Genomic DNA, 18851 nt, shown 5'->3' on the forward strand with positions numbered 1-18851 from the left:
AGACCTAACCCTTGGCTTGGCTTCTGTCAGAAGTTGGCAAGGACGGCGTGCGGAGCTACGGAATCGCCCCCTGTGCACGTTCTACTACCCCTTGGAGTGTGCGTTCCGCCGGCGGGGGAGATCGTATGGAAGGCGGCGAGAGGCGAGGATTGTTGTCCCCGCTCCTGCTTCTCCTGGTCTGGCAGCGGCCCGGCCACGGCTACGACCTGATCGACCGGCTGGCGGAGCTGGGCGTTGCGGGGGCGGAGCCCGGCCATGTCTACCGGCTGCTGCGCGCCCTCGAACGCGACCGGTGCCTGGTCTCCTCGTGGACCGCCTCGCGTACGGGACCGCCGCGCAGGAGGTACGAGATCACCGCTTCGGGCCTGAGCGAGCTGAAGGCCGCCATGATCCGGCTGCGGGACCTGGAGGACGTCCTCCGCGCCTGCGCGTCCCTGTGGGACGAGGGGCACCGGCCGCCGTCCCATGACGCCGCCCCATGGCAGGGAGAGGCGTGGCAAGGAGAGGTGAGATGACGCTTGTGTCGACAGCCTTCGAGCGCCGGGTCGCGCCAGGACGGGCGCTCGCCGAGGAGGCCGCCCCGATCGCCCTGGCCTGCCGGGCCATGGCCCTGCGGTTCGCACGGGGCGGCCGGCTGCTGGTCTTCGGCGACGGCGGTGCCTCGGCGGACGCCCAGCACGTGGCCGTGGAGTTCGTCCATCCGGTCATCGTCGGCAAGAGGGCCCTGCCCGCCCTCTCCCTGAGCCACGACGCCGCCCGGCTGACCGCCGTCGCCGCGCGCAGGGGGTTCGAGGAGATCTACGCCGAGCAGGTGCGCCTGCTGGCCGCCGAACACGACATGGCGCTCGGGTTCTCCTGGGACGGCGGCTGCGCGGACGTGCTGCGCGGGCTGGAGGCGGCCCGCGGGCTCGGACTGCTGACCGTCGCGCTCGTGGGCGGGGACGGCGGCGGGGACGGCGGCGCGATCGGCCGCAGCCCGGCCGTGGACCACGTGCTCGCCGCCCGGTCCGGCGACCCGTGCGTGGTCCGGGAGATCCACATGACGGTCTACCACCTGCTGTGGGAGCTGGTGCACGTCTTCCTCGACCAGCCGGAGGAGGCCCGATGACCGAGAAGCCGATGGAGCCGGCGGAGCCGGTGTGCCTGACCTGTTCCGACCTCGCCGTGCCCATGCGCGTCGTCGAGCTGCTCGGCGACGGGATGGCGATCGCGCGGGCGGACGCCGGCGGTCCCCAGGAGATCAGCGTGGCCCTGGTCGAGGCCGGGCCGGGCGACGTCGTCCTGGTGCACGCCGGGGAGGCCATCGCGGTGGGAGGAGAATGCGGATGAGCACGACAGAAGGCACCGGCGTCGAGGCCCTCTACCCCTTCCTGTACGTCCGGCCCACCGACCCGGACGCCCTCCTGGCGGAGGTGCGCCGCTCCTGCGCGGACAAGGCGTACGAGATCGTCGCCCTGCGGGAGACCGTCGCCGGGCTGCACGGCGAGGAGCTGGCGCGCTGCGCTGCGCGGACGGCGGCGGCCTTCGAGTCCGGCGGCAGGCTGTTCGCCGTCGGCAATGGCGGCAGCGCCACGGACGCGCAGGCGCTCGCCCAGCTCTTCGCCCACCCGCCGCGCGGCCGGGCGCTCGCGGCGACCTGCCTGGCCGTGGACGCCGCCGTCGTCACCGCCCTGTCCAACGATGTCGGCTACGACCTGGCCTTCGCCCGTCAGGTCGCCGCCTTCGCCGGGCCCGGCGACGTCGTGGTGGGCCTGTCGACCAGCGGCGGCTCGGCGAACGTGCTGCACGCCCTGGCCGAGGCGCGCCGCCGCGGCGCGCTGACCGTCGGCCTGGCCGGCGGCGACGGCGGACGGATGGCCGCGGACGGCCTGGTCGATCACCTGTTCGTCGTGCCGTCGCCGTCGGTGCACCGGATCCAGGAGGCCCAGGTGACCCTCTACCACGTCCTGTGGGAGCTGGTGCAGCGGGCGCTGACCGGTGACGGCTGAGGGGCCCGGCCGCATCCGGGTCCGGGTCGAGGGGCTGGTCCAGGGCGTCGGCTTCCGGCCCTTCGTCAGCGGTCTGGCCGGACGGCACGAGCTGGCCGGGTTCGTGGGCAACGATCCGCGCGGCGTGTTCATCGAGGCCCAGGGCGAGCCGTCGGCGCTGCGGGCCTTCGTCGCCGAGCTGGAACGGCGGGCGCCGCCCGCGGCGCTGGTCGAGAGCGTCACCGTGGCGGACGCCGAGCCCGTCGCGGAGTCGGGCTTCCGGATCGTGCCCAGCCGCGGCGAGGGCGCCCGCCAGGTGTGCGTGCCGCCGGACACGGCCCCGTGCGACGCCTGCGCGGCGGAGATCGCCGACCCGGCCGCGCGCCGCCACGGCTACGCCTTCACCAACTGCACGGACTGCGGACCCCGGTTCACCATCGTCACCGACCTGCCCTACGACCGGCCCAACACCACGATGGCCCCGTTCGCGATGTGCGCCCATTGCTCGCGGGAGTACCGCGACCCCGGCGACCGGCGCTTCCACGCGCAGCCGGTGTGCTGCCCCGCCTGCGGGCCGTCGCTGCGGCTGCTGGACGCCGACGGCCGGCCCCGACCGGGCGACCCGGTCGGGACGGCGGCGCTCTGGCTGGCGCAGGGCAGGATCCTGGCCGTCAAGGGCGTCGGCGGATACCACCTGGCGGCCGTGGCCGGGGACGAGGAGGCGGTCGGCACGCTGCGGGCCCGCAAGCGCAGGGAGGGCAAGCCGTTCGCGGTGCTGGCCGCCGACCTGGCCGCGGCGCGCGAGCTGGTCCTGCTCGGCCCGGCCGCCGAGGGCGTCCTGAGCGGTCCGCGGCGGCCCGTCGTCCTGCTGCCGCGCCGGGACGGGGCGCCGGTCGCCGAGGCGGTCGCGCCGGGCAACCGCGAGCTGGGGGTGATGTTGCCCGCGACGCCGCTGCACCACCTCCTGGCCGTACGGCTCGGCCGTCCCATGGTCCTGACCAGCGGGAACCGGTCGGACGAGCCGATCGCGCACCGGGACGACGACGCCCTGGAACGGCTGTCCGGCATCGCCGACGGCTTCCTCGTCCACGACCGGCGCATCCACGTCCGGGCCGACGACTCGGTGGTGCGCCTGTTCCGCGGCCGGGAGCTGCCCGTACGCCGCTCGCGCGGGTACGTGCCCGCCCCCGTGCCGCTGCGACGGCCGCCGTCCCGGCACGTGCTGGCCTGCGGCGGCGAGCTGAAGAACACCTTCTGCCTGGTCAAGGGCCGCCACGCGGTCCTGTCGCAGCACATCGGCGACCTGGAGGGCTACGAGACGCTGCGCTCGTACGCGGAGGGGATCGACCGGCTGAGCCGGCTGTTCGGCGTCCGGCCCCGGCTCGTCGCCCACGACCTGCACCCGGAGTACCTGTCCACCAAGTACGCGCTCGGCCTCGACGACGTCGAACTCGTCGGCGTGCAGCACCATCACGCCCACATCGCCTCCTGCCTGGCCGACAACGGTGAGGAGGGCCCGGTGATCGGCGTCGCCCTGGACGGCCTGGGCCTGGGCTCCGACGGCACCCTGTGGGGCGGCGAGCTGCTGGTCGCCGACCTGCGGGGGTTCGAGCGGGCGGGACACCTGGAGGCGCTGCCGATGCCCGGCGGGGCGGCGGCCGTACGGCAGCCGTGGCGCATGGGCGTGTCCTACCTCGACGCGATCTACGGCGACGAGCCCCCGGACCTGCCCTTCGTCCGGCGGCACCGGGACCGGTGGGCGGCGGTGGCGGCGCTGGCCCGCACCGGGACGAACGCGCCCGTCACGTCGAGCGCGGGCCGGCTGTTCGACGCCGTGGCGGCGATCGCCGGGCTGCGCGACCGGGTGCTCTTCGAGGGGCAGGCCGCGATCGAACTGGAGCAGCTCGCCGATCCGGGCGAGCGGGCCGCCTACCCGGCGGCGCTGTCCACCGGGCCGGAGCTGGTCGTGTCCGGGACCGACCTGGTCCGCGGCGCGGTCGAGGACCTGCTGGCGGGCGTGCCGACGCCGCTGGTGGCCGCGCGCTTCCACAACGGCCTGGCCCGGGCCCTGCTGCGGGCGGTGCAGGCGCTGCGCGAGCGGACGGGGCTGCGGGACGTGGCGCTGTCCGGCGGCGTCTTCCAGAACGTCGTCCTGCTGGAGCGGATGGAGACGGGCCTGCGGGAGGCGGGCCTGCGGGTGCTGCTGCACTCACGGGTGCCGCCCAACGACGGCGGCCTCAGCCTGGGCCAGGCCGCCGTCGCCGCCGCCCTCGACCCCGCCGGATGAGCCCCGCCGCACCGGACGGGCCGCATCGCAACAATCGGGACCTCAGCAGATGCGCGGCAGCGGGTCGCCGACGAGCATGTCGACGATCCGGGTGCCACCGAACGCCGTGTCGAGCAGCACGAGCCCAGGGGCCTCGGCCCGCACCCGGCCGACGACGGCGGCCTCCGCGCCGAGAGGATGGCCGCGCAGCGCCTCCAGCGCCCTCCCGGCCTGCTCGCCGTCGACCACGGCGACGAACCGCCCCTCGCAGGCGACGTACAGGGGGTCGATGCCGAGCAGCTCGCAGGCGCCGTTCACCACCGGCCGGACCGGCACCGCCGACTCCTCCAGCACGATGCCGAGCCGCGCGGCGCGGGCGAGCTCGTTGAGCACCGTCGCCACCCCTCCGCGCGTGGCGTCCCGCAGCACCCGCACCCCGGGGACGGCGTCGAGCAGCGCGGCGACGACGCCGTTGAGCGGCGCGGTGTCGGAGGCCAGGTCGGCCTCGATGTCCAGCTCCCCACGGGAGATCATGATGGTGACGCCGTGCTCGCCGATCGGCCCCGACACGATGACGGCGTCGCCCGGCCTGATCGCCGACGGCGTCAGCTCCGTCTCCCGCTCCAGGACGCCCACGCCGGCGGTGGTGACGTAGCAGCCGTCCGCCTTGCCGCGTTCCACGACCTTGGTGTCCCCGGTCACCACATGGACGCCGGCCCGGGCCGCGGCGGCGGCCATCGAGCCGGCGATCCGCCGCAGGTCGGCGACCGGGAAGCCCTCCTCCAGGATGAACCCGGCCGACAGGTACAGCGGCCGGGCCCCGCAGACGGCCAGGTCGTTGACCGTGCCGTTGACGGCCAGGTCGCCGATGTCGCCGCCGGAGAAGAACAGCGGGAAGACCACGAAGGAGTCGGTGCTGAAGGCCAGCCGCCCGCCGCCGACCTCCAGCACGGCACCGTCGCCGAGCGGTTCCAGGATCGGGTTGCGGAACGCGTCCACGAACACGGCCTCGACCAGCGTGTGCGAGGCGCTCCCGCCCGCGCCGTGGGCCAGCGTGATGCGCTCCTCCCGCACCCGGGCCCGGCGTCCCCGGGCACGCTCGATGCGCAGCAGCACCTCTTCCTCGCGGGTCGCCGTGCCGGCGGGCCCGCCCGCCTCGCGGACGGCTCGTTCGGCCCATCCGGCGGTGCGCTCGGTCGTCATGCCGTGGTCGCCTCCTTGGCCCGCGAGCGGGTGAACCGGCCGAAGTTGTAGTACGCGGCGCAGGCGCCCTCGGAGGACACCATGCAGGTGCCGATCGGCGTCTCCGGCGTGCACGCGGTGCCGAACACCTTGCACTCCCACGGCTTGAGCACGCCCTTGAGCACCTCGCCGCACTGGCACGCCTTCGGGTCGGCCACCCGTACGCCCGGCACCTGGAAGATGCGTTCGGCGTCGTGGGCCGCGTAGGCGTCGCGCAGGCGCAGCGCGGAGTGGGAGATGAAGCCGAGGCCGCGCCACTCGAAGTACGGGCGCAGCTCCATCACCTTCCCGATCGCCTCCAGCGCCCGGCCGTTGCCCTCCCAGGGCACCACCCGCGTGTACTGGTTCTCCACCTCGGCCCGCCCCTCGGCGAGCTGCCGCAGCAGCATGTGGATCGACTGCAGCACGTCCAGCGGCTCGAACCCGCAGCAGACGAGCGGCTTGCCGTGCTCCTCGGCGATGAACGCGTACGGCCGGCAGCCGATCACGGTGGAGACGTGGCCCGGCCCGATGAAGCCGTCGAGCCGCAGGTCCGGCGAGTCCAGGATCGCCTTGATCGCCGGAATGATCATGACGTGGTTGCAGAAGACGGAGAAGTTGGCGAGCCCTTCGGCCGCGGCCCGCAGCACGGTCATCGCCGTGGACGGCGCGGTGGTCTCGAAGCCGATCGCCATGAAGACGACCCGGCGGCCGGGGTTCTGGCGGGCGATCCGCAGCGCGTCGAGCGGGGAGTACACCATGCGGATGTCCGCGCCGGCGGCCTTGGCGTCCAGGAAGGAGCCCTCGCCGCCGGGCACCCGCATCATGTCGCCGAACGAGGTCATGATCACGTCCGGTTCGCGGGCGATGGCGATCGCGTCGTCGACGCGTCCCATGGGGATCACGCAGACGGGACAGCCGGGCCCGTGGACGAGGTTCACGTTCGGCGGCAGGTGGTCCTCGACGCCGTGCTTGTAGATCGTGTGGGTGTGCCCGCCGCACACCTCCATGAAGGTGTAGCGGCGGCCGGGCTCGCACAGCTCCGCGATCCGCGCGGCCAGGGCCCGTGCCGTCCGGGCGTCGCGGTACTCGTCGACGAAGCGCATGCCGGCGCCTTTCACGTGATGTCGGATTCGGCGAGCGCCTGGAGCTCGTCGGTGTAGGCGGGGCCGAGGCCGTTCAGCAGCGCCAGCGTCGCCGCGGCCTCGCTCTCGTCGATCCTGGACATCGCGAAGCCCACGTGCACCAGGACCCAGTCACCGGGCCGGACCGGCCCGTCCAGCAGGCCGACGCTGATCGCGCGGCGTACGCCGGCGACCTCGACGGTGGCCAGGTCGGCCCGGTCCGGCAGCAGCTCGACGATCTCTCCGGGGATGCCAAGACACATCGTTCCGGGATCACATCTGCTTGATCTTGATGTAGCGCCTCAGCGCCGGGAGTTCCTTCCAGAACATCCCCAGGAGCACCGCCCCGGCCAGCCCGGCCAGCAGCGTCGTACGTGGTCGCCGCATGTCTGTTCCCTCTTTCTCAGCCTGGCGGGAGGTTGGGCATGACGGGCAGGATCGGGTCGTGCTTCTTGGGGCTGATCCCCGTCGAGCGCCGGGCGTCGGCCGTGCCGTCCCGGTGGTGTCCCGCCTGCTGCTCGTACGCGCCGGGCCGGTTGCCCTGCTCGACACCCTTGACGTGCGCCGTCGCGTCGGGTGCGACGTCGGGCTTGCCCACCTTGATGTGTGCCATGGTGCGGGTCCTACCCCCGGCGATGCCCTGCGTCGTCGAGCTGGGCGAAATACTGCGCGATCTTTGCCCATACCTGATCGCCGCCTGACATACCGGTCCATTCACCTCGTACCAGGGCCATCAGCCGGTAGCAGTCGTCGATCGGTACCAGCCAGCACTCACCGGCCCCCCGTACGCCGTTGACGAGCAGCGCCTCGACCATCGGCCGCATGGTGCCCAGCTCCGCGGCGCGGGCGGCGACCGCCTGCCAGGCCGCGGCGTCCAGGTCATTGCGGGTGCCGCCCAGCGGGCTCGGGTAGTGCGCGGTGGCCGAGCCGTCGGGCGCGGTCACGAAGAACGCCAGGCTGACCGGGATGCCGAGGTCGGCCGGCCGCACCCCGGTCAGCCGCAGCCGCCGTTCGGGCACCCGCAGGAAGTGGCCGTCGCCGTCCGGCTCGAACAGCAGCGCGCACGCCCGGCACGCGCACAGCACCTCCGCCGAACGCGTGTCCACGACGTGCCCGTGCCCGCCCTGGACCGGCGCCTCGCACAGCTCGCAGCGCGCGCCCGCGTCCCGGCGGCGCGCGGTCCGCCTGAGCAGCCGGCCGTGCGCGGACGTGCTCACGCGGCGCCGCCGGGCCGGACCAGCAGCGCGTCGGCGGGGACGAAGGCGACCGGCGCGGCGCGGCTCACCTCGACCGTCCCCACCTCCGGCGCGACGGCGCGCACCGCCTGCTCGACGGCCCGCCGTACGGGCTCCGACCCGGACGAGCAGCCGCCCGTCAGCCGCACCCGCGCGACGTCGTCCGTCACGTCGGCGAGCCGCGCCTCCACCCCCTGGGCGCGCAGGGCGCCGGCCAGGCCGTCGAGCGCGCGCTCGACCCGCCGCCGGAGCGGCTCGGGGTGGATGTCGTGCAGGACCAGCAGGTGGCCGAGCAGCTCGTCGTCGGCCAGGGCGGCGGCGACCGCGGACCCGGCCGGGGCCCGGTCCATGACCCGGGCCAGGGCCTCGCCGTAGACCTCGGCGAGGATCGCGACGGCGTCGAGCGCCGTCTCCGCCGTCGGGCCGGGCGTGCCCTCCAGCCGCCCCAGGGTCTCCTCCAGCCGCTCCAGCAGGCGGGCCACCGCCTGGTCGTCCAGGCGGTCCGGCTCAGCCATGGCTCGCGCCGAACATCGGCGAGTGCAGCTTCTTCACCGTGCGTCCCTTGCCGACGTACATGTGCACGCCGCAGGGCAGGCAGGGGTCGAAGCTGCGCACCGCGCGCATGATGTCGACGCCCTTGAAGTCGTCCGGGCCGTTCTCCTCGAAGATCGGCATGTCCTGGACGGCGTCCTCGTACGGGCCGGGCGTGCCGAAGCTGTCACGCGGGCTGCCGTTCCAGGGCGTGGGCGGGTACGGGTGGTAGTTGGCGATCTTCCCGTCCCGGATGACCATGTGGTGGGAGAGCACGCCGCGCACCGCCTCGTGGAACCCGACGCCGATGCCCTCCTCCGGCACGGCGAAGTCGGTGAACACCTTGGTGTCCCCGGCGCGCATGCGTTCCATGGCCTGCTCGACGAAGTACACCGCCATGGCCGCGGCGTAGGCCACGAAGTACACCCGGGCCCGGTTGCGCTCCAGGGCGTTGGACCAGGGCGGGATGCGCCACTCCAGGGTCGTCTCCGGCAGGTCGCGGCCCTTCGGCAGCGAGATCTGCACCGACGAGCCCGTCGCCTTCACATACGGGGTGTCCACGATGCCCGACAGGGCGGTGACGTACAGCCGGGCGAAGGCGCCGCCGCCGGTGTCGAGCGCCAGGTGGTCGCCGGTGCGCCGGTCGAACCACCGGGGGCTCATGACCCAGCTGTAGTTGCCGTCGAAGTCGCGTTTCTGCGGCGCCGGCAGGGTCGTCTGGTTCCACGGGTGCCGCATGTCGACCGGGTTGCCGAGCGGGTCGTGGGTGACGAACGGCTCCTCGCCGGTCCAGTCCTCGTAGTACGAGCTGCCGAGCAGGATGCGGATGCCGAGGTTGATGTCGACGAGGTTGTTGGTGACCAGCTCGCCGTCCACCACGATGCCCGGGGTGACGAACATGGCCTTGCCCCAGTCGTTCATCGTCTCGTAGCGGTAGTCGACCACGGCCGGGTCCTGGAAGGCGCCCCAGCAGCCGAGCAGGATCCGGCGGCGGCCGACCTCCTCGTAGCCGGGCAGCGCCTCGTAGAAGAAGTCGAACACGTCGTTGTTCAGAGCGACGGCCTTCTTGACGAAGTCCACCACGCCGAGCAGCCGCGAGAGGTAGTCGGTGAACAACGTCGGCTCCGGCATCGTGCCGACCCCGCCCGGATAGACCGTCGACGGGTGCACGTGCCGCCCCTCCATCAGGCAGAACATCTCCCGCGTGACGCGGCTGACCCGCAGCGCCTCCTTGTAGATGTCGCCCTCGAACGGGTTGAACGCTTCCATGATGTCGGCGATCGTGCGCTTGCCGTGGATCGCCGCCCCGGGCGCCTCGGTGGTCCTGGCCCGCGCCAGCAGCGTCGGGTTGGTCTCCTTGACCATCGCCTCGCAGAAGTCCACGAAGACGAGGTTGTCCTGGAAGATCGTGTGGTCGAACATGTACTCGGCCGCCTCGCCGAGGTTGACGATCCATTCGGCCATCGGCGGCGTCTTGATGCCGTACGCCATGTTCTGGGCGTACACCGAGCAGGTGGTGTGGTTGTCACCGCAGATGCCGCAGATCCGGCTGGTGATGAAGCCCGCGTCCCTGGGGTCCTTGCCCTTCATGAACACCGAGTAGCCGCGGAACAGCGACGAGGTGCTGTGGCACTCGGCGACCCGCCGGTTGGCGAAGTCGATCTTCGTGTAGATGCCCAGGTTGCCGATGATGCGTGTGATGGGATCCCACGACATCTCGACGAGCTCCCCCGGTGGTCGCCGGTCGGGCGCTTCCTGCTCGGAGATGGCCATGTGCTGATGTGTCCTCTCTGGCGTCGTGGGCCCTTACGGGCGCCACCGCGGATCGAAGCCGCTGGTCAGCGCGTCACGGTTGTGCCGCCAGCGCGGCTCGGCGTTCGCGGTGTTGTTGGTGATGCCGCGCATGCGGCGGATGAAGGCCCCGTAGGGCTTGATCAGCATCGACGACAGGCTGCTGCCCGGCGGCATGTCCATGAACGGCATGAACTTGTCGGGGAAGCCCGGCATCGTGCAGCCGATGCAGATCCCGCCGACGTTCGGGCAGCCGCCCACGCCGTTCATCCAGCCGCGCTTGGGCACGTTGCAGTTGACGACCGGGCCCCAGCAGCCGACCTTCACCTGGCACTTGGGCGAGTTGTAGTCCTTGGCGAAGTCGGCCTGCTCGTAGTACGCGGCCCGGTCACAGCCCTCGTGCACGGTCCTGCCGAACAGCCACTGGGGACGCAGCAGCGCGTCCAGCGGCGGCGGCGGCGCCGAACCGGCCGCGTGCTGCAGGACCCAGGTGAGGGTCTCCATGAAGTTCTCCGGCTGCACCGGGCAGCCCGGCACGTTGACGATGGGCAGCCCGCCGGCCGACCGGAAGTCCCAGCCCAGGTAGTCGGCCAGGCCCATGGCGCCGGTCGGGTTGCCCGCCATGGCGTGGATGCCGCCGTAGGTGGCGCAGGTCCCGATCGCGACGACCGCCCAGGCGTTGGGCGCGAGCAGGTCGATCCAGGTGTTGAGGGTCATCGGCTCGCCCGTGTCCGGGTCGTTGCCGAACGACGTCCAGTAGCCCTCTCCGTTGATCCTCTCGTTGGGGACGGACCCCTCCAGCACGAAGATGAACGGCTCCAGCTCGCCGCGCGCCGCGGCCCGGAACGGGGCCAGGAAGTCCTCCCCGCCCACGGTGGGCGACAGGACCTTGTTGTGCAGATGCACCTTCGGCAGCCCCGGCACGAGTCCGGTGACGACGTCCTCGATGGCGGGCTGGGACGCGGCCGTCACGGAGACGGTGTCGCCGTCGCAGCTCATGCCCTCGGAGATCCACAAGATGTGCATCTCGTCGAATCCGTTGGTCTGGTCGGCCATGTCGCCTCTCTCCTTCACGTCGGCGGCCTGTTCACCGGCCGGTGCCGGCAGGCCCGTCAGGCGGTCCCGGGGGCCGGTGCGAACGTGATCGACTCCACCACGACGCTCTCGTCCGTGACGCTCTCCACGTCCATCCCGCCGCAGCTCCGGCAGGCGAGCAGGTCCGTGGCGGTCCGGGCCTCCTGCTCGGCCTCGCATCCCGCGCAGCGCACCACGTACGGCGCGGTGACGAGTTCGACGGTCGCGTCCTGGACGAGGGTGCCCGCGGCGGCCAGGCGGAAGCCCGTGTCGATGACCCGCGGGTCCACCGGGTGCCCGCCGACGCGGACGCGCACCGCGTCCACCCGGCGTCCGCCGGCCCGTCCCAGCGCGGCCTCCACGATCGCGTCGCACAGTCCCAGTTCATGCATCGGTGGTCTCCTTCTCGATCTTTCCCGCCGCCTCCTGCCGGGCCAGCTCCGCGACGAGGCGGACGGCCTCCTCCACGGCGGCGGCCACCGGTTCGGACAGCCCCATCACCTCGTCCAGGACCGCGGGCCGGCAGCCCACGATCAGGACCCGCTCGACGCCGCCGCCGAGGTGGTTCAGCAGCCGGATCACGGCGTCCGGGTGCAGCCCGTGCCCGTCGATCGCCACGTCGCCCCCGGCCGGCCGGTCGTCGGCCTCGATGACGGCCAGCGTCCCCGGCGGGCCGTCGAGCGGGACGGCGTCGACCAGGATCAGGGTGTCGTAGCGGCCGTCCAGCAGCTCGTAGGCGAGGTGCACGCCGCGGATGCCGTAGTCGGCGACGTCGGCCGTCACGGGCAGCTCCGCCCGGTCCAGACGCCTGACCACCTCGACGCCGAAGCCGTCGTCGCCCAGGAACACGTTCCCGATGCCGGCCACCAGCACGTTCCGGGAGCCGTCGGCGCTCATGTCGCCTCCATGCTCATGTCGTCTCCAGAGGTTCGACCTCGTCGAGGGTGAAGTAGCGGTAGCGCCCGTACCAGCGGTTCAGGTCGGCGCCCGGGTCGTCCTCGACGGTGACGGCCAGGTGCCAGCTGTCGTCCACGTCCTGCAGGACGTCCTCGACCAGGCCGGTCCTGCCGTCGAGGAACATGTCCTGGGGGTCGGTGCCCGACCGTCGCGGCCGGAGCCTGACCCGGCTGCCCTTCGAGACCTCCACCCCGGCGACCGTCACGCCGTGGGCGCCCGCCGCGGGACGGCGGGAGCGGACCGCGCCGTGCAGCCGCGACAGCGCGGCGGGCGGCATGGAGTCGACCCGGTCGATGATCTCCGCGGCCCGCGCGTCGGTGGCGCGGGCCTCCCGCTTCTCGGCGTCGGTCAGCGTGAGGGTGCGCAGTGACAGGATCTCGTCGATCTCCGTGGCGTCGTGCAGGTCGCCGGGGCTCTCGGGGGCCACACGCGGGTGGTCGTACAGGATGATCGGGGAGGACAGCACCACGTCCCGCCCGCCCGGCTCACCGGCCAGCACGGGGAACGTGCCCGCGTTGACGCAGCCGCGGGCCGCCGCCGCGGCCCACTCCGGCGGGTCGAGCAGCGAGACGAACGAGCCGCCGCGCGTGGCGAGCAGGGTGTGGCAGCCCAGGAGCGAGGCGCGCAGCGCGTCCTCGCGGGAGGCGTCGGCCGGGGTGGCCGGGTCGTCGTTCTCGACGCGGCAGCGCAGGCGCAGGAGCGGGGACGCCGTCGCGCACGGGGTGACCGAGACGACGACCGTCGCCCGGATCGCCGACCGGCTGACGTGGACCCGGCCGCCGTCCAGCGGCCGGATCTCCTCGCCCGCCGGCACTTCGACGGTGATCCGCCTCTCGCCTTCGAGCAGCTCCGCCGTCCCGGTACGCAGCTCGAACTCGCGCGGCACGGCCTCGTCGAAGCTCAGCTCCAGCGCGGGGCCGTCCCCCAGGGAGTCGACCGGCTGCCAGGCGCCGTCGGCGTCCCGGCGCTGCACCTGCCGCCGCTGCTGGTGCAAGAACCGGACGCGCAGCTCGACCGCGGCCTCACCGGCCGCTTCGAGCAGGCACTCCGTCTGCTGGCACCACGACTCGGCCGAGCCCGCCACGCCCGCGCCGATGAGCCCCCGGGCCCGCGCCCAGGCGGGCGGCAGCAGCACGCCGAACTGCCACCGGACCCGGTTCTTGCCGGAGGAGCGGCGGTAGGGGTACAGCAGGTACCCCTCGTACAGGATCGCGTCGGCGATCGCGCGGACGCTGTCGAAGGTGTCATCCGGGCCCACGGTGTCCGGTATAGCAAGAGATGCACACGTACGGTAAGTAAGTCGGTACAGTATGTGCTGAAGTCACCTAGCGAGGTGAGATCGATTCCTGTGCCGAGCGCCGCCTTGGGCCCGCCGCCGGGCCGGGCCTTTCGCGGCGACTTTCGCCGCGCCAAATCGCGCTCCCGTGCCCTCCTTTTCCAAATTCGCCACCGTATTCCGGGGTGCCGGATGGACCGTGACATCGTTTGACTGCGCAGCTTTACCCGCTCATAGTGGTTATGCACGTCGGTCAAATGCGCGACGGCGGCCGGATGCTCACTTCGGGAGTTGATCGAGGCGTGGCAGTGGACTCCGGATCGATGCCGCGCGACGGCCGACCCGAGTGGCCCGCGACGCTGAACGTGCCCGCGCTCGTCGCCGGCGGATGGACGCCCACCCCGTTCGGCGAGTTCGTGGTCAAGGTCAACAGCAGGTGCGACCTGGCGTGCGACTACTGCTACGTGTACGAGATGGCCGACCAGAGCTGGCGTGACCAGCCGATGCGCATGTCCACCTCGACGGCGGCCTGGACGGCCCACCGGATCGCCGAGCACGCCGAGACCCACGGGCTGCGCTCGGTCGAGCTGATCCTGCACGGAGGCGAACCGCTCCTGGCCGGCCCCGACCGCCTGTGCGCCGTCGTCGCCGGCGTGCGCGAGGCCGTCGGCGGGACGGCCCGGGTGAACGCCCGCGTGCAGACGAACGGCGTCCGGCTAGACGCCCGATCCCTTCGCGCGTTCGACGAGCTGGACATCAAGGTGGCGGTCAGCCTGGACGGCGACCGGGCCGCCCACGACCGTCACCGCCGGTACGCCAACGGCAAGGGCAGCCACGACGCCGTCGCCCGCTCGCTGGCCCTGCTGCGCGGCTCGTTCCCGCACCTGTTCAGCGGCCTGCTGTGCACCGTCGACCTCGCGAACGACCCGGTCACCACCTACGAGGCGCTGCTCGGCCACGAGCCGCCGAAGATGGACTTCCTGCTGCCCCTGGGCGACTGGTCGTCCCCGCCGCCGGGGCGGGTCCGCGGATCCGCGCGCACGCCGTACGCCGACTGGCTCGTCGCCGTCTTCGACCGCTGGTACGCCGCCCCCCGGAAGGACACCGAGATCCGCCTGTTCAGCGAGATCATCCAGCTCCTGCTCGGCGGGCGGTCGGTCAACGAGTCCATCGGGCTGATGCCGGTGACCGTCGTGGTGATAGACACCGACGGCGCGATCGAGCTGTCCGACACCGTCAAATCCCTGCGCCCGGACTCGCCCGCGACAGGGCTGCACGTCTCCAGGAACACCTTCGACGAGGCGCTGCTCCTGCCCGACGCCGCCGCCCGGCAGATCGGGGAGCGGGCGCTGGCGCCGGAATGCCGTTCCTGCCGGGTGCGCAGCGTTTGCGGCGGCGGTTATTACGCGCATCGTTACGACCGGGGCCGGGGTTTTGCGAATCCGTCCGTCTACTGCCCTGACTTGTTGAAACTCATCGGGCACGTCAGGAAAGCCGTGGCAGCCGATCTGGAAAGGTTCAGATGAGCTTCAGGAGGCATCGCATATCCGACGAGCTGTTCACGTTGATGGCGTCCGGCGGAGGCGGGGCCGAGGCCATGCGCCAATTGGCCGCCATCGAACGCAGTAAACACCTGTTGCTGCTGCGCGGAGTCGTGCTCGGCGCCCGGACCGCCGGCCATCCGGGCGCGCGCGACGCCGCAGACGCCTACGAGCTGCTGGCCGCCGTCCAGGACAAGGCGCCCGCGGCCGTCGAGGCGGTGTTGTGCTACCCGTCCGTGGGAGCCTGGTTGCGGACGACCGTGATGGAGCTGGAACGGGACCCGGCGCGGGCCCGTCCGGACGGCCTGGCGGCGCTGGCGGCGGCCGCGGCGATCAGGGCGCGGGCCCCGCTGTCCGTCGAGGTGAGCACCGATGACGGTTCCCTGGTGCTCCCGTCGCTGGGCGTGGCGTCCGTGGCGGAGGACAGGGTGACGGTGCGTTCCACGCCCGAGGGGGCGCGGGTCGGAGATGTCGTGATCATGCCCTCCGGCGACGCCCCGGGCTGGCGGGGGCTGCGCCGGCTGACCGCTTCCGCGAACGGCCACACGCTCGAACTGATGGTCGACGACCTCGACCCGCACCGGATGGCCGCCGACGTGGCGGGCCGGTTGCCGGACGAGGAGCTCCCCTGGTGGCGGGCCGCGCTGCGCGAGGCGTGGCAGATCCTCACCGCCCACCATCCCGCCACGGCGGACGAGATCCGGCTCGCCTACCGCGTGGTCACTCCGCTGCGCGAACCCGAACGAGGAGGGCAGGTGAGCGGGACGGCGTCGGAGACCTTCGGCGCCGTCGGCGTGTCGGCCCCACCGGACGGCCTGACGCTCGCCGCCGCGCTCGCCCACGAGGTCCAGCACGCCAAGCTCGGCGCGCTGCAGGAGGTCGTCCGCCTGACCGAGCCGGACGACCGCAGCCGCTTCTACGCCCCCTGGCGCGACGATCCACGGCCCGTGGCCGCGCTGCTCCAGGGCGCGTACGCGTTCCTGGGCGTCAGCGGGTTCTGGCGGCGACAGCGCCGGCACCAGCAGATAGCCCTGTACGCCGACGCCGAGTTCGCGCGCTGGCGCGACGGCACCAGCAAGGCGGTGGACACGCTGATGGACAGCGGCCTGCTCACCCCGGCAGGCCGGCGCTTCGTCACCGGCATGGGCCGGGTGCTGCTCTCCTGGCTCGGCGAGCCCGTGCCCGCACCCGCCATGGCCAACGCCCGCCACCAGGCCGAGCGGCACCTCACCCGGTGGCGGCTGGCGAACGGCGAGCCGCGGGTCTAGATCGGCGGCGGGTCGAAGTCGAAGTCGAGCTGCCGTTGTTCCCTGGCCACCACCGCGTCGGGGTGGTTGGGGCCGAGCACGCGGTCGTAGTGCACGAGCGTGCTGGACAGGAGGGCGTCGGCCTCCTCCTCGGACCCGGTCCGCCGCAGGATCACGGAGAGGTTGGCGGCGCAGCCCAGGGTCAGCGGGTGGCTCTCCCCGAGGAGCTGCCTGGTTCGTTTGTGGGTGTCGTCGCCGAGTCGCTGCGCGAGGGGCAGCTCGCCGAGCGCGGTCAGGTCGCTGGCCAGGTTGATGGCGACGGTGAGGGAATAGTGGTGGTCGCGGGTGAGCCTGGCGTCGAGCGCCTCCAGGCACTGCTCGTTGAGCTTGCGGGCGCTGGCGGCGTCGCCGCGCACGCGGTGCATGAGGGCCAGGTTGCCGGCGCAGCCGTGGTTGTAGGGGTGCTCGGGACGGTAGGCCCCCGGGTAGCGCTCCATGGTCTGCGCGGCCAGGTCGAACGCCGCGTTGATCCGGCCGGTGGTGCGCATGGCGTTGGCGTTGTTCATGGCGGCGGCCAGGGTGTCGGGATGGCTCGGGCCGAACAGCCGGGTGCTGCGTTCGAGCACGTCCTGGGCCAGGGCGCTGGCCTCGTCGTAGCGGCCTGAGCGCCGTAGCGCGATCGACCAGTCCTTGGCCGTGCGCAGCGTCACCCAGTGCTCGACGTCGAGCTCCTTGACGCCGAAGGCGTGCGCCTCCTCGGCGAGGTCGCAGGCCTCCTCGTAGTCGCCGCAGAGCCGGACCACCCGGACGAGGTTGCCCCAGAAGATCAGGTGCGAGACCTTGCTCACGTCGGTGCGCTTGCTGGAGGCGTTGTAGACGTCCTCGTGCATCGAGCGGGCCCGGGTGTAGTTGCTGATCAGGGCGTAGTCGAGCGCCAGGTTGTTGGTGGCGTTGAGCACTTCGAGGTGGGTGCGGCCCAGGGCGGAGACGTGCGCCTGGAGGACCTGTTCCTCGTGCCGGGTCGCGTCGGCGAAGTCGCCCCGCGCGCGCAGGTCGGCCCCGAGGCCCTGGGCGATGAACAACGACATCTCGTGCTCGTCGCCGAGGACCTGCTTCGCGCGTTCCCACGCCGCGCTGTCGGTCTCGTAGGCCCCCGGGTAGTCGCCGAGCTCGCGCTGCACGCTTCCCATCTGGGCCTGGGCGGCGATCACATGGCGGTCGTCGGGGCCGGAGTCGATGGTCCACTGCCGCAGGAAGTCGCCGGCGAAGGACAGGCCCAGCTGGTGCTGCCCGGACCGGTAGAGGTAGCGGACCATGTTCAGGGCGAAGTCACGCACTTCGGGGTCGCGGGTGAAGGCCACCTCCGAGGGCACGATGTGGCGCACCAGTTCGCTGTAACGCGGCCAGTTGGCCTCGTTCTCCGGGTCTCCGGGCCGGGCGCTGGCCAGCAGCCGGTGGACCACCTTCCTGAAGCGGTCCTGCTCCTCGTCGTTCAGGTCGGCGCGCAGCAGCGCCTGGATCAGCCGGTGCACCTGGAGCGTGCGGTTCTCCGGGTCGAGCCCGGCGAGGGCGTAGCGGCCGATGACCCGGATCGCCTTGCTGCGCATCAGCGGCTTGTCGAGGAGATCCTGCAGACCCGGGCCGGCTCCTTCGGCGCCCCAGCGGAAGACGTCGACCGGAATGGGGTCGGGGCCGAAGAAGGCGCAGCAGCGCAGGAGGTCGACCGCCTCGGCCATCTGCTGCTCCAGCTGGGAGACCGACAGTCTCCAGGCGGCCGTCATCGAGCGCGGGTAGTCGAGCGGCTTGGGGTCCTGGAGGGTGTCGGGCATGTGCCGGGCGAGCTGCTGGAGGTACTCCTCCACCGACATTCCCGCCTCGGCCTGCAGCGCGCCGGCCTGCTCAAGGGCGAGCGGCAGGTGCCCCAGCTCCTCGGCGAGGCGCCGGGCGTCGGCCTCCTGCAACTTGTTCGACACCCGCTTGTGGAGGAACTGGACGCTCTCGCCCTTGGTGAAGACGTCGACCGGGACGGTGTCCACGACGCTGCGCCATTCCTGGTTGCGCGAGGTGATCAGCACATGGCCCGGACCGCGCGGGATCAGCCTGTTGATGTCTTCGGGCTGGTCGGCGTTGTCGAAGATGAGCAGCCAGCGGTCGGAGGGCTCGCCCCGGCGCAACGCGTCGAGAACGGCGGCCGCGGTGTCCTCGATGCCGACGGCCTTGACCGGCGGGAGATCCAGCCGCGGGGCGAGGGCGGCCAGGGCGGCGGGCACCAGAAGGGCCTGGTCGGCGGCGATCCACCAGACGATGTCGTAGTCGGCCGCGTAGCGCCAGGCGTACTCCACCGCCACCTGGGTCTTGCCGACGCCGCCCATGCCGTGCAGGGCGTGCGGCACGACCGCTGTGACATCTGAGGCGATTCCAGCGTGAAGTTGTTCAAGAAGGGCTTCTCGGCCCGTGAAATTCTTATTGCGCGGTGGTATCTTGTCGCCCCAAATTTTGGGCATGGCCGCAGCCCGCGAACCCGTCACGCTTCCGATCGTAGCAATAACCCGCTTGTGGAGCGCACCGCCACACCAGTGTCGGCAAAAAGGACATCTCGGTATAACCTTCTGATATATTTA

General features: G+C 72.4%; 19 protein-coding genes. 7 read left to right on the forward strand and 12 right to left on the reverse strand.

The features are described 5' to 3' along the window. Positions 1-125 precede the first annotated feature (125 nt). From ABZ815_RS44050 to hypF, 5 genes are read left to right on the forward strand one after another with little or no spacing between them, the layout of a single operon-like run. Positions 126-515, forward strand: a complete 390-nt coding sequence (locus ABZ815_RS44050; RefSeq protein WP_357707640.1) for a helix-turn-helix transcriptional regulator — start codon at positions 126-128, stop codon at positions 513-515. Further along, complete coding sequence (locus tag ABZ815_RS44055; protein ID WP_357707641.1) at positions 512-1108, forward strand: SIS domain-containing protein; 597 nt, start codon at positions 512-514, stop codon at positions 1106-1108. The genes ABZ815_RS44050 and ABZ815_RS44055 overlap by 4 nt, the downstream gene beginning before the upstream one ends. Further along, positions 1105-1329: a HypC/HybG/HupF family hydrogenase formation chaperone gene (locus tag ABZ815_RS44060; protein ID WP_357707643.1), complete on the forward strand. Its 225-nt coding sequence runs from the start codon at positions 1105-1107 to the stop codon at positions 1327-1329. Before ABZ815_RS44055 ends, ABZ815_RS44060 begins: the two co-directional genes overlap by 4 nt. Further along, on the forward strand, positions 1326-1988 hold the full coding sequence (locus ABZ815_RS44065; protein ID WP_357707644.1) for an SIS domain-containing protein: 663 nt from the start codon (positions 1326-1328) through the stop codon (positions 1986-1988). Before ABZ815_RS44060 ends, ABZ815_RS44065 begins: the two co-directional genes overlap by 4 nt. Further along, positions 1978-4254: a carbamoyltransferase HypF gene (gene hypF / locus ABZ815_RS44070; RefSeq protein ID WP_357707645.1), complete on the forward strand. Its 2277-nt coding sequence runs from the start codon at positions 1978-1980 to the stop codon at positions 4252-4254. Before ABZ815_RS44065 ends, hypF begins: the two co-directional genes overlap by 11 nt. 42 nt (positions 4255-4296) lie before the next feature. On the opposite strand, the gene hypE is transcribed toward hypF, so the two are convergent. The 11 genes from hypE to ABZ815_RS44125 form a co-directional block, all read right to left on the reverse strand. Next, positions 4297-5436, reverse strand: a complete 1140-nt coding sequence (gene hypE, locus ABZ815_RS44075; RefSeq protein WP_357707646.1) for a hydrogenase expression/formation protein HypE — start codon at positions 5434-5436, stop codon at positions 4297-4299. Next, on the reverse strand, positions 5433-6560 hold the full coding sequence (gene hypD / locus ABZ815_RS44080) for a hydrogenase formation protein HypD (RefSeq protein WP_357707647.1): 1128 nt from the start codon (positions 6558-6560) through the stop codon (positions 5433-5435). Before hypD ends, hypE begins: the two co-directional genes overlap by 4 nt. Before the next feature lie 11 nt (positions 6561-6571). Next, on the reverse strand, positions 6572-6841 hold the full coding sequence (locus ABZ815_RS44085) for a HypC/HybG/HupF family hydrogenase formation chaperone (protein ID WP_357707649.1): 270 nt from the start codon (positions 6839-6841) through the stop codon (positions 6572-6574). Positions 6842-6981: 140 nt separating this feature from the next. Continuing rightward, positions 6982-7191 carry a hypothetical protein gene (locus tag ABZ815_RS44090; RefSeq protein WP_357707651.1) on the reverse strand — a complete coding sequence of 70 codons (210 nt, stop codon included), beginning with the start codon at positions 7189-7191 and terminating at the stop codon, positions 6982-6984. Between the two features lie 10 nt (positions 7192-7201). Continuing rightward, positions 7202-7795, reverse strand: coding sequence for a DUF5947 family protein (locus ABZ815_RS44095; RefSeq protein WP_357707652.1), 594 nt, complete (start codon positions 7793-7795; stop codon positions 7202-7204). Continuing rightward, on the reverse strand, positions 7792-8328 hold the full coding sequence (locus ABZ815_RS44100; protein ID WP_357707653.1) for a NifU family protein: 537 nt from the start codon (positions 8326-8328) through the stop codon (positions 7792-7794). Before ABZ815_RS44100 ends, ABZ815_RS44095 begins: the two co-directional genes overlap by 4 nt. Then, positions 8321-10117 carry a nickel-dependent hydrogenase large subunit gene (locus ABZ815_RS44105; RefSeq protein WP_357707654.1) on the reverse strand — a complete coding sequence of 599 codons (1797 nt, stop codon included), beginning with the start codon at positions 10115-10117 and terminating at the stop codon, positions 8321-8323. Before ABZ815_RS44105 ends, ABZ815_RS44100 begins: the two co-directional genes overlap by 8 nt. 33 nt (positions 10118-10150) lie before the next feature. After that, positions 10151-11191: a hydrogenase expression protein HypE gene (locus ABZ815_RS44110; protein WP_357707655.1), complete on the reverse strand. Its 1041-nt coding sequence runs from the start codon at positions 11189-11191 to the stop codon at positions 10151-10153. A 56-nt stretch (positions 11192-11247) separates the two neighbouring features. Then, on the reverse strand, positions 11248-11601 hold the full coding sequence (locus tag ABZ815_RS44115) for a hydrogenase maturation nickel metallochaperone HypA (protein WP_357707656.1): 354 nt from the start codon (positions 11599-11601) through the stop codon (positions 11248-11250). Then, complete coding sequence (locus tag ABZ815_RS44120) at positions 11594-12106, reverse strand: hydrogenase maturation protease (RefSeq protein WP_357707657.1); 513 nt, start codon at positions 12104-12106, stop codon at positions 11594-11596. Before ABZ815_RS44120 ends, ABZ815_RS44115 begins: the two co-directional genes overlap by 8 nt. A gap of 13 nt (positions 12107-12119) precedes the next feature. Further along, positions 12120-13424, reverse strand: a complete 1305-nt coding sequence (locus tag ABZ815_RS44125) for a hypothetical protein (protein ID WP_357707658.1) — start codon at positions 13422-13424, stop codon at positions 12120-12122. A gap of 320 nt (positions 13425-13744) precedes the next feature. On the opposite strand from ABZ815_RS44125, the gene ABZ815_RS44130 reads away from it, so the two are divergent. Both ABZ815_RS44130 and ABZ815_RS44135 read left to right on the forward strand, forming a co-directional pair. Further along, entirely contained in the window at positions 13745-14968 is a 1224-nt protein-coding gene (locus tag ABZ815_RS44130; RefSeq protein ID WP_357707659.1) for an FxsB family cyclophane-forming radical SAM/SPASM peptide maturase, read from the forward strand. Continuing rightward, complete coding sequence (locus ABZ815_RS44135) at positions 14965-16251, forward strand: HEXXH motif domain-containing protein (protein ID WP_357707660.1); 1287 nt, start codon at positions 14965-14967, stop codon at positions 16249-16251. Before ABZ815_RS44130 ends, ABZ815_RS44135 begins: the two co-directional genes overlap by 4 nt. On the opposite strand, the gene fxsT is transcribed toward ABZ815_RS44135, so the two are convergent. Continuing rightward, a complete protein-coding gene (gene fxsT, locus ABZ815_RS44140; protein WP_357707704.1) occupies positions 16248-18734 on the reverse strand; it encodes an FxSxx-COOH system tetratricopeptide repeat protein in 2487 nt (828 codons plus the stop codon). The genes ABZ815_RS44135 and fxsT overlap by 4 nt on opposite strands. Between the last annotated feature and the right edge of the window lie 117 nt (positions 18735-18851).

The sequence above is a fragment of the Nonomuraea sp. NPDC047529 genome (assembly GCF_040642995.1).
Classification (GTDB): domain Bacteria; phylum Actinomycetota; class Actinomycetes; order Streptosporangiales; family Streptosporangiaceae; genus Nonomuraea.

What these genes read in the sequence shown, in the direction of transcription:
- ABZ815_RS44050 (WP_357707640.1), top strand. Translation starts at nt 126, where the DNA reads ATGGAAGGCGGCGAGAGGCGAGGATTGTTGTCCCCGCTCCTGCTTCTC.
- ABZ815_RS44100 (WP_357707653.1), bottom strand. Translation starts at nt 8,328, where the DNA reads ATGGCTGAGCCGGACCGCCTGGACGACCAGGCGGTGGCCCGCCTGCTG.
- ABZ815_RS44110 (WP_357707655.1), bottom strand. Translation starts at nt 11,191, where the DNA reads ATGGCCGACCAGACCAACGGATTCGACGAGATGCACATCTTGTGGATC.
- ABZ815_RS44135 (WP_357707660.1), top strand. Translation starts at nt 14,965, where the DNA reads ATGAGCTTCAGGAGGCATCGCATATCCGACGAGCTGTTCACGTTGATG.
- fxsT (WP_357707704.1), bottom strand. Translation starts at nt 18,734, where the DNA reads ATGCCCAAAATTTGGGGCGACAAGATACCACCGCGCAATAAGAATTTC.
- ABZ815_RS44060 (WP_357707643.1), top strand. Translation starts at nt 1,105, where the DNA reads ATGACCGAGAAGCCGATGGAGCCGGCGGAGCCGGTGTGCCTGACCTGT.
- ABZ815_RS44055 (WP_357707641.1), top strand. Translation starts at nt 512, where the DNA reads ATGACGCTTGTGTCGACAGCCTTCGAGCGCCGGGTCGCGCCAGGACGG.
- ABZ815_RS44105 (WP_357707654.1), bottom strand. Translation starts at nt 10,117, where the DNA reads ATGGCCATCTCCGAGCAGGAAGCGCCCGACCGGCGACCACCGGGGGAG.
- ABZ815_RS44085 (WP_357707649.1), bottom strand. Translation starts at nt 6,841, where the DNA reads ATGTGTCTTGGCATCCCCGGAGAGATCGTCGAGCTGCTGCCGGACCGG.
- ABZ815_RS44120 (WP_357707657.1), bottom strand. Translation starts at nt 12,106, where the DNA reads ATGAGCGCCGACGGCTCCCGGAACGTGCTGGTGGCCGGCATCGGGAAC.
- ABZ815_RS44065 (WP_357707644.1), top strand. Translation starts at nt 1,326, where the DNA reads ATGAGCACGACAGAAGGCACCGGCGTCGAGGCCCTCTACCCCTTCCTG.
- ABZ815_RS44090 (WP_357707651.1), bottom strand. Translation starts at nt 7,191, where the DNA reads ATGGCACACATCAAGGTGGGCAAGCCCGACGTCGCACCCGACGCGACG.
- hypD (WP_357707647.1), bottom strand. Translation starts at nt 6,560, where the DNA reads ATGCGCTTCGTCGACGAGTACCGCGACGCCCGGACGGCACGGGCCCTG.
- hypE (WP_357707646.1), bottom strand. Translation starts at nt 5,436, where the DNA reads ATGACGACCGAGCGCACCGCCGGATGGGCCGAACGAGCCGTCCGCGAG.
- ABZ815_RS44115 (WP_357707656.1), bottom strand. Translation starts at nt 11,601, where the DNA reads ATGCATGAACTGGGACTGTGCGACGCGATCGTGGAGGCCGCGCTGGGA.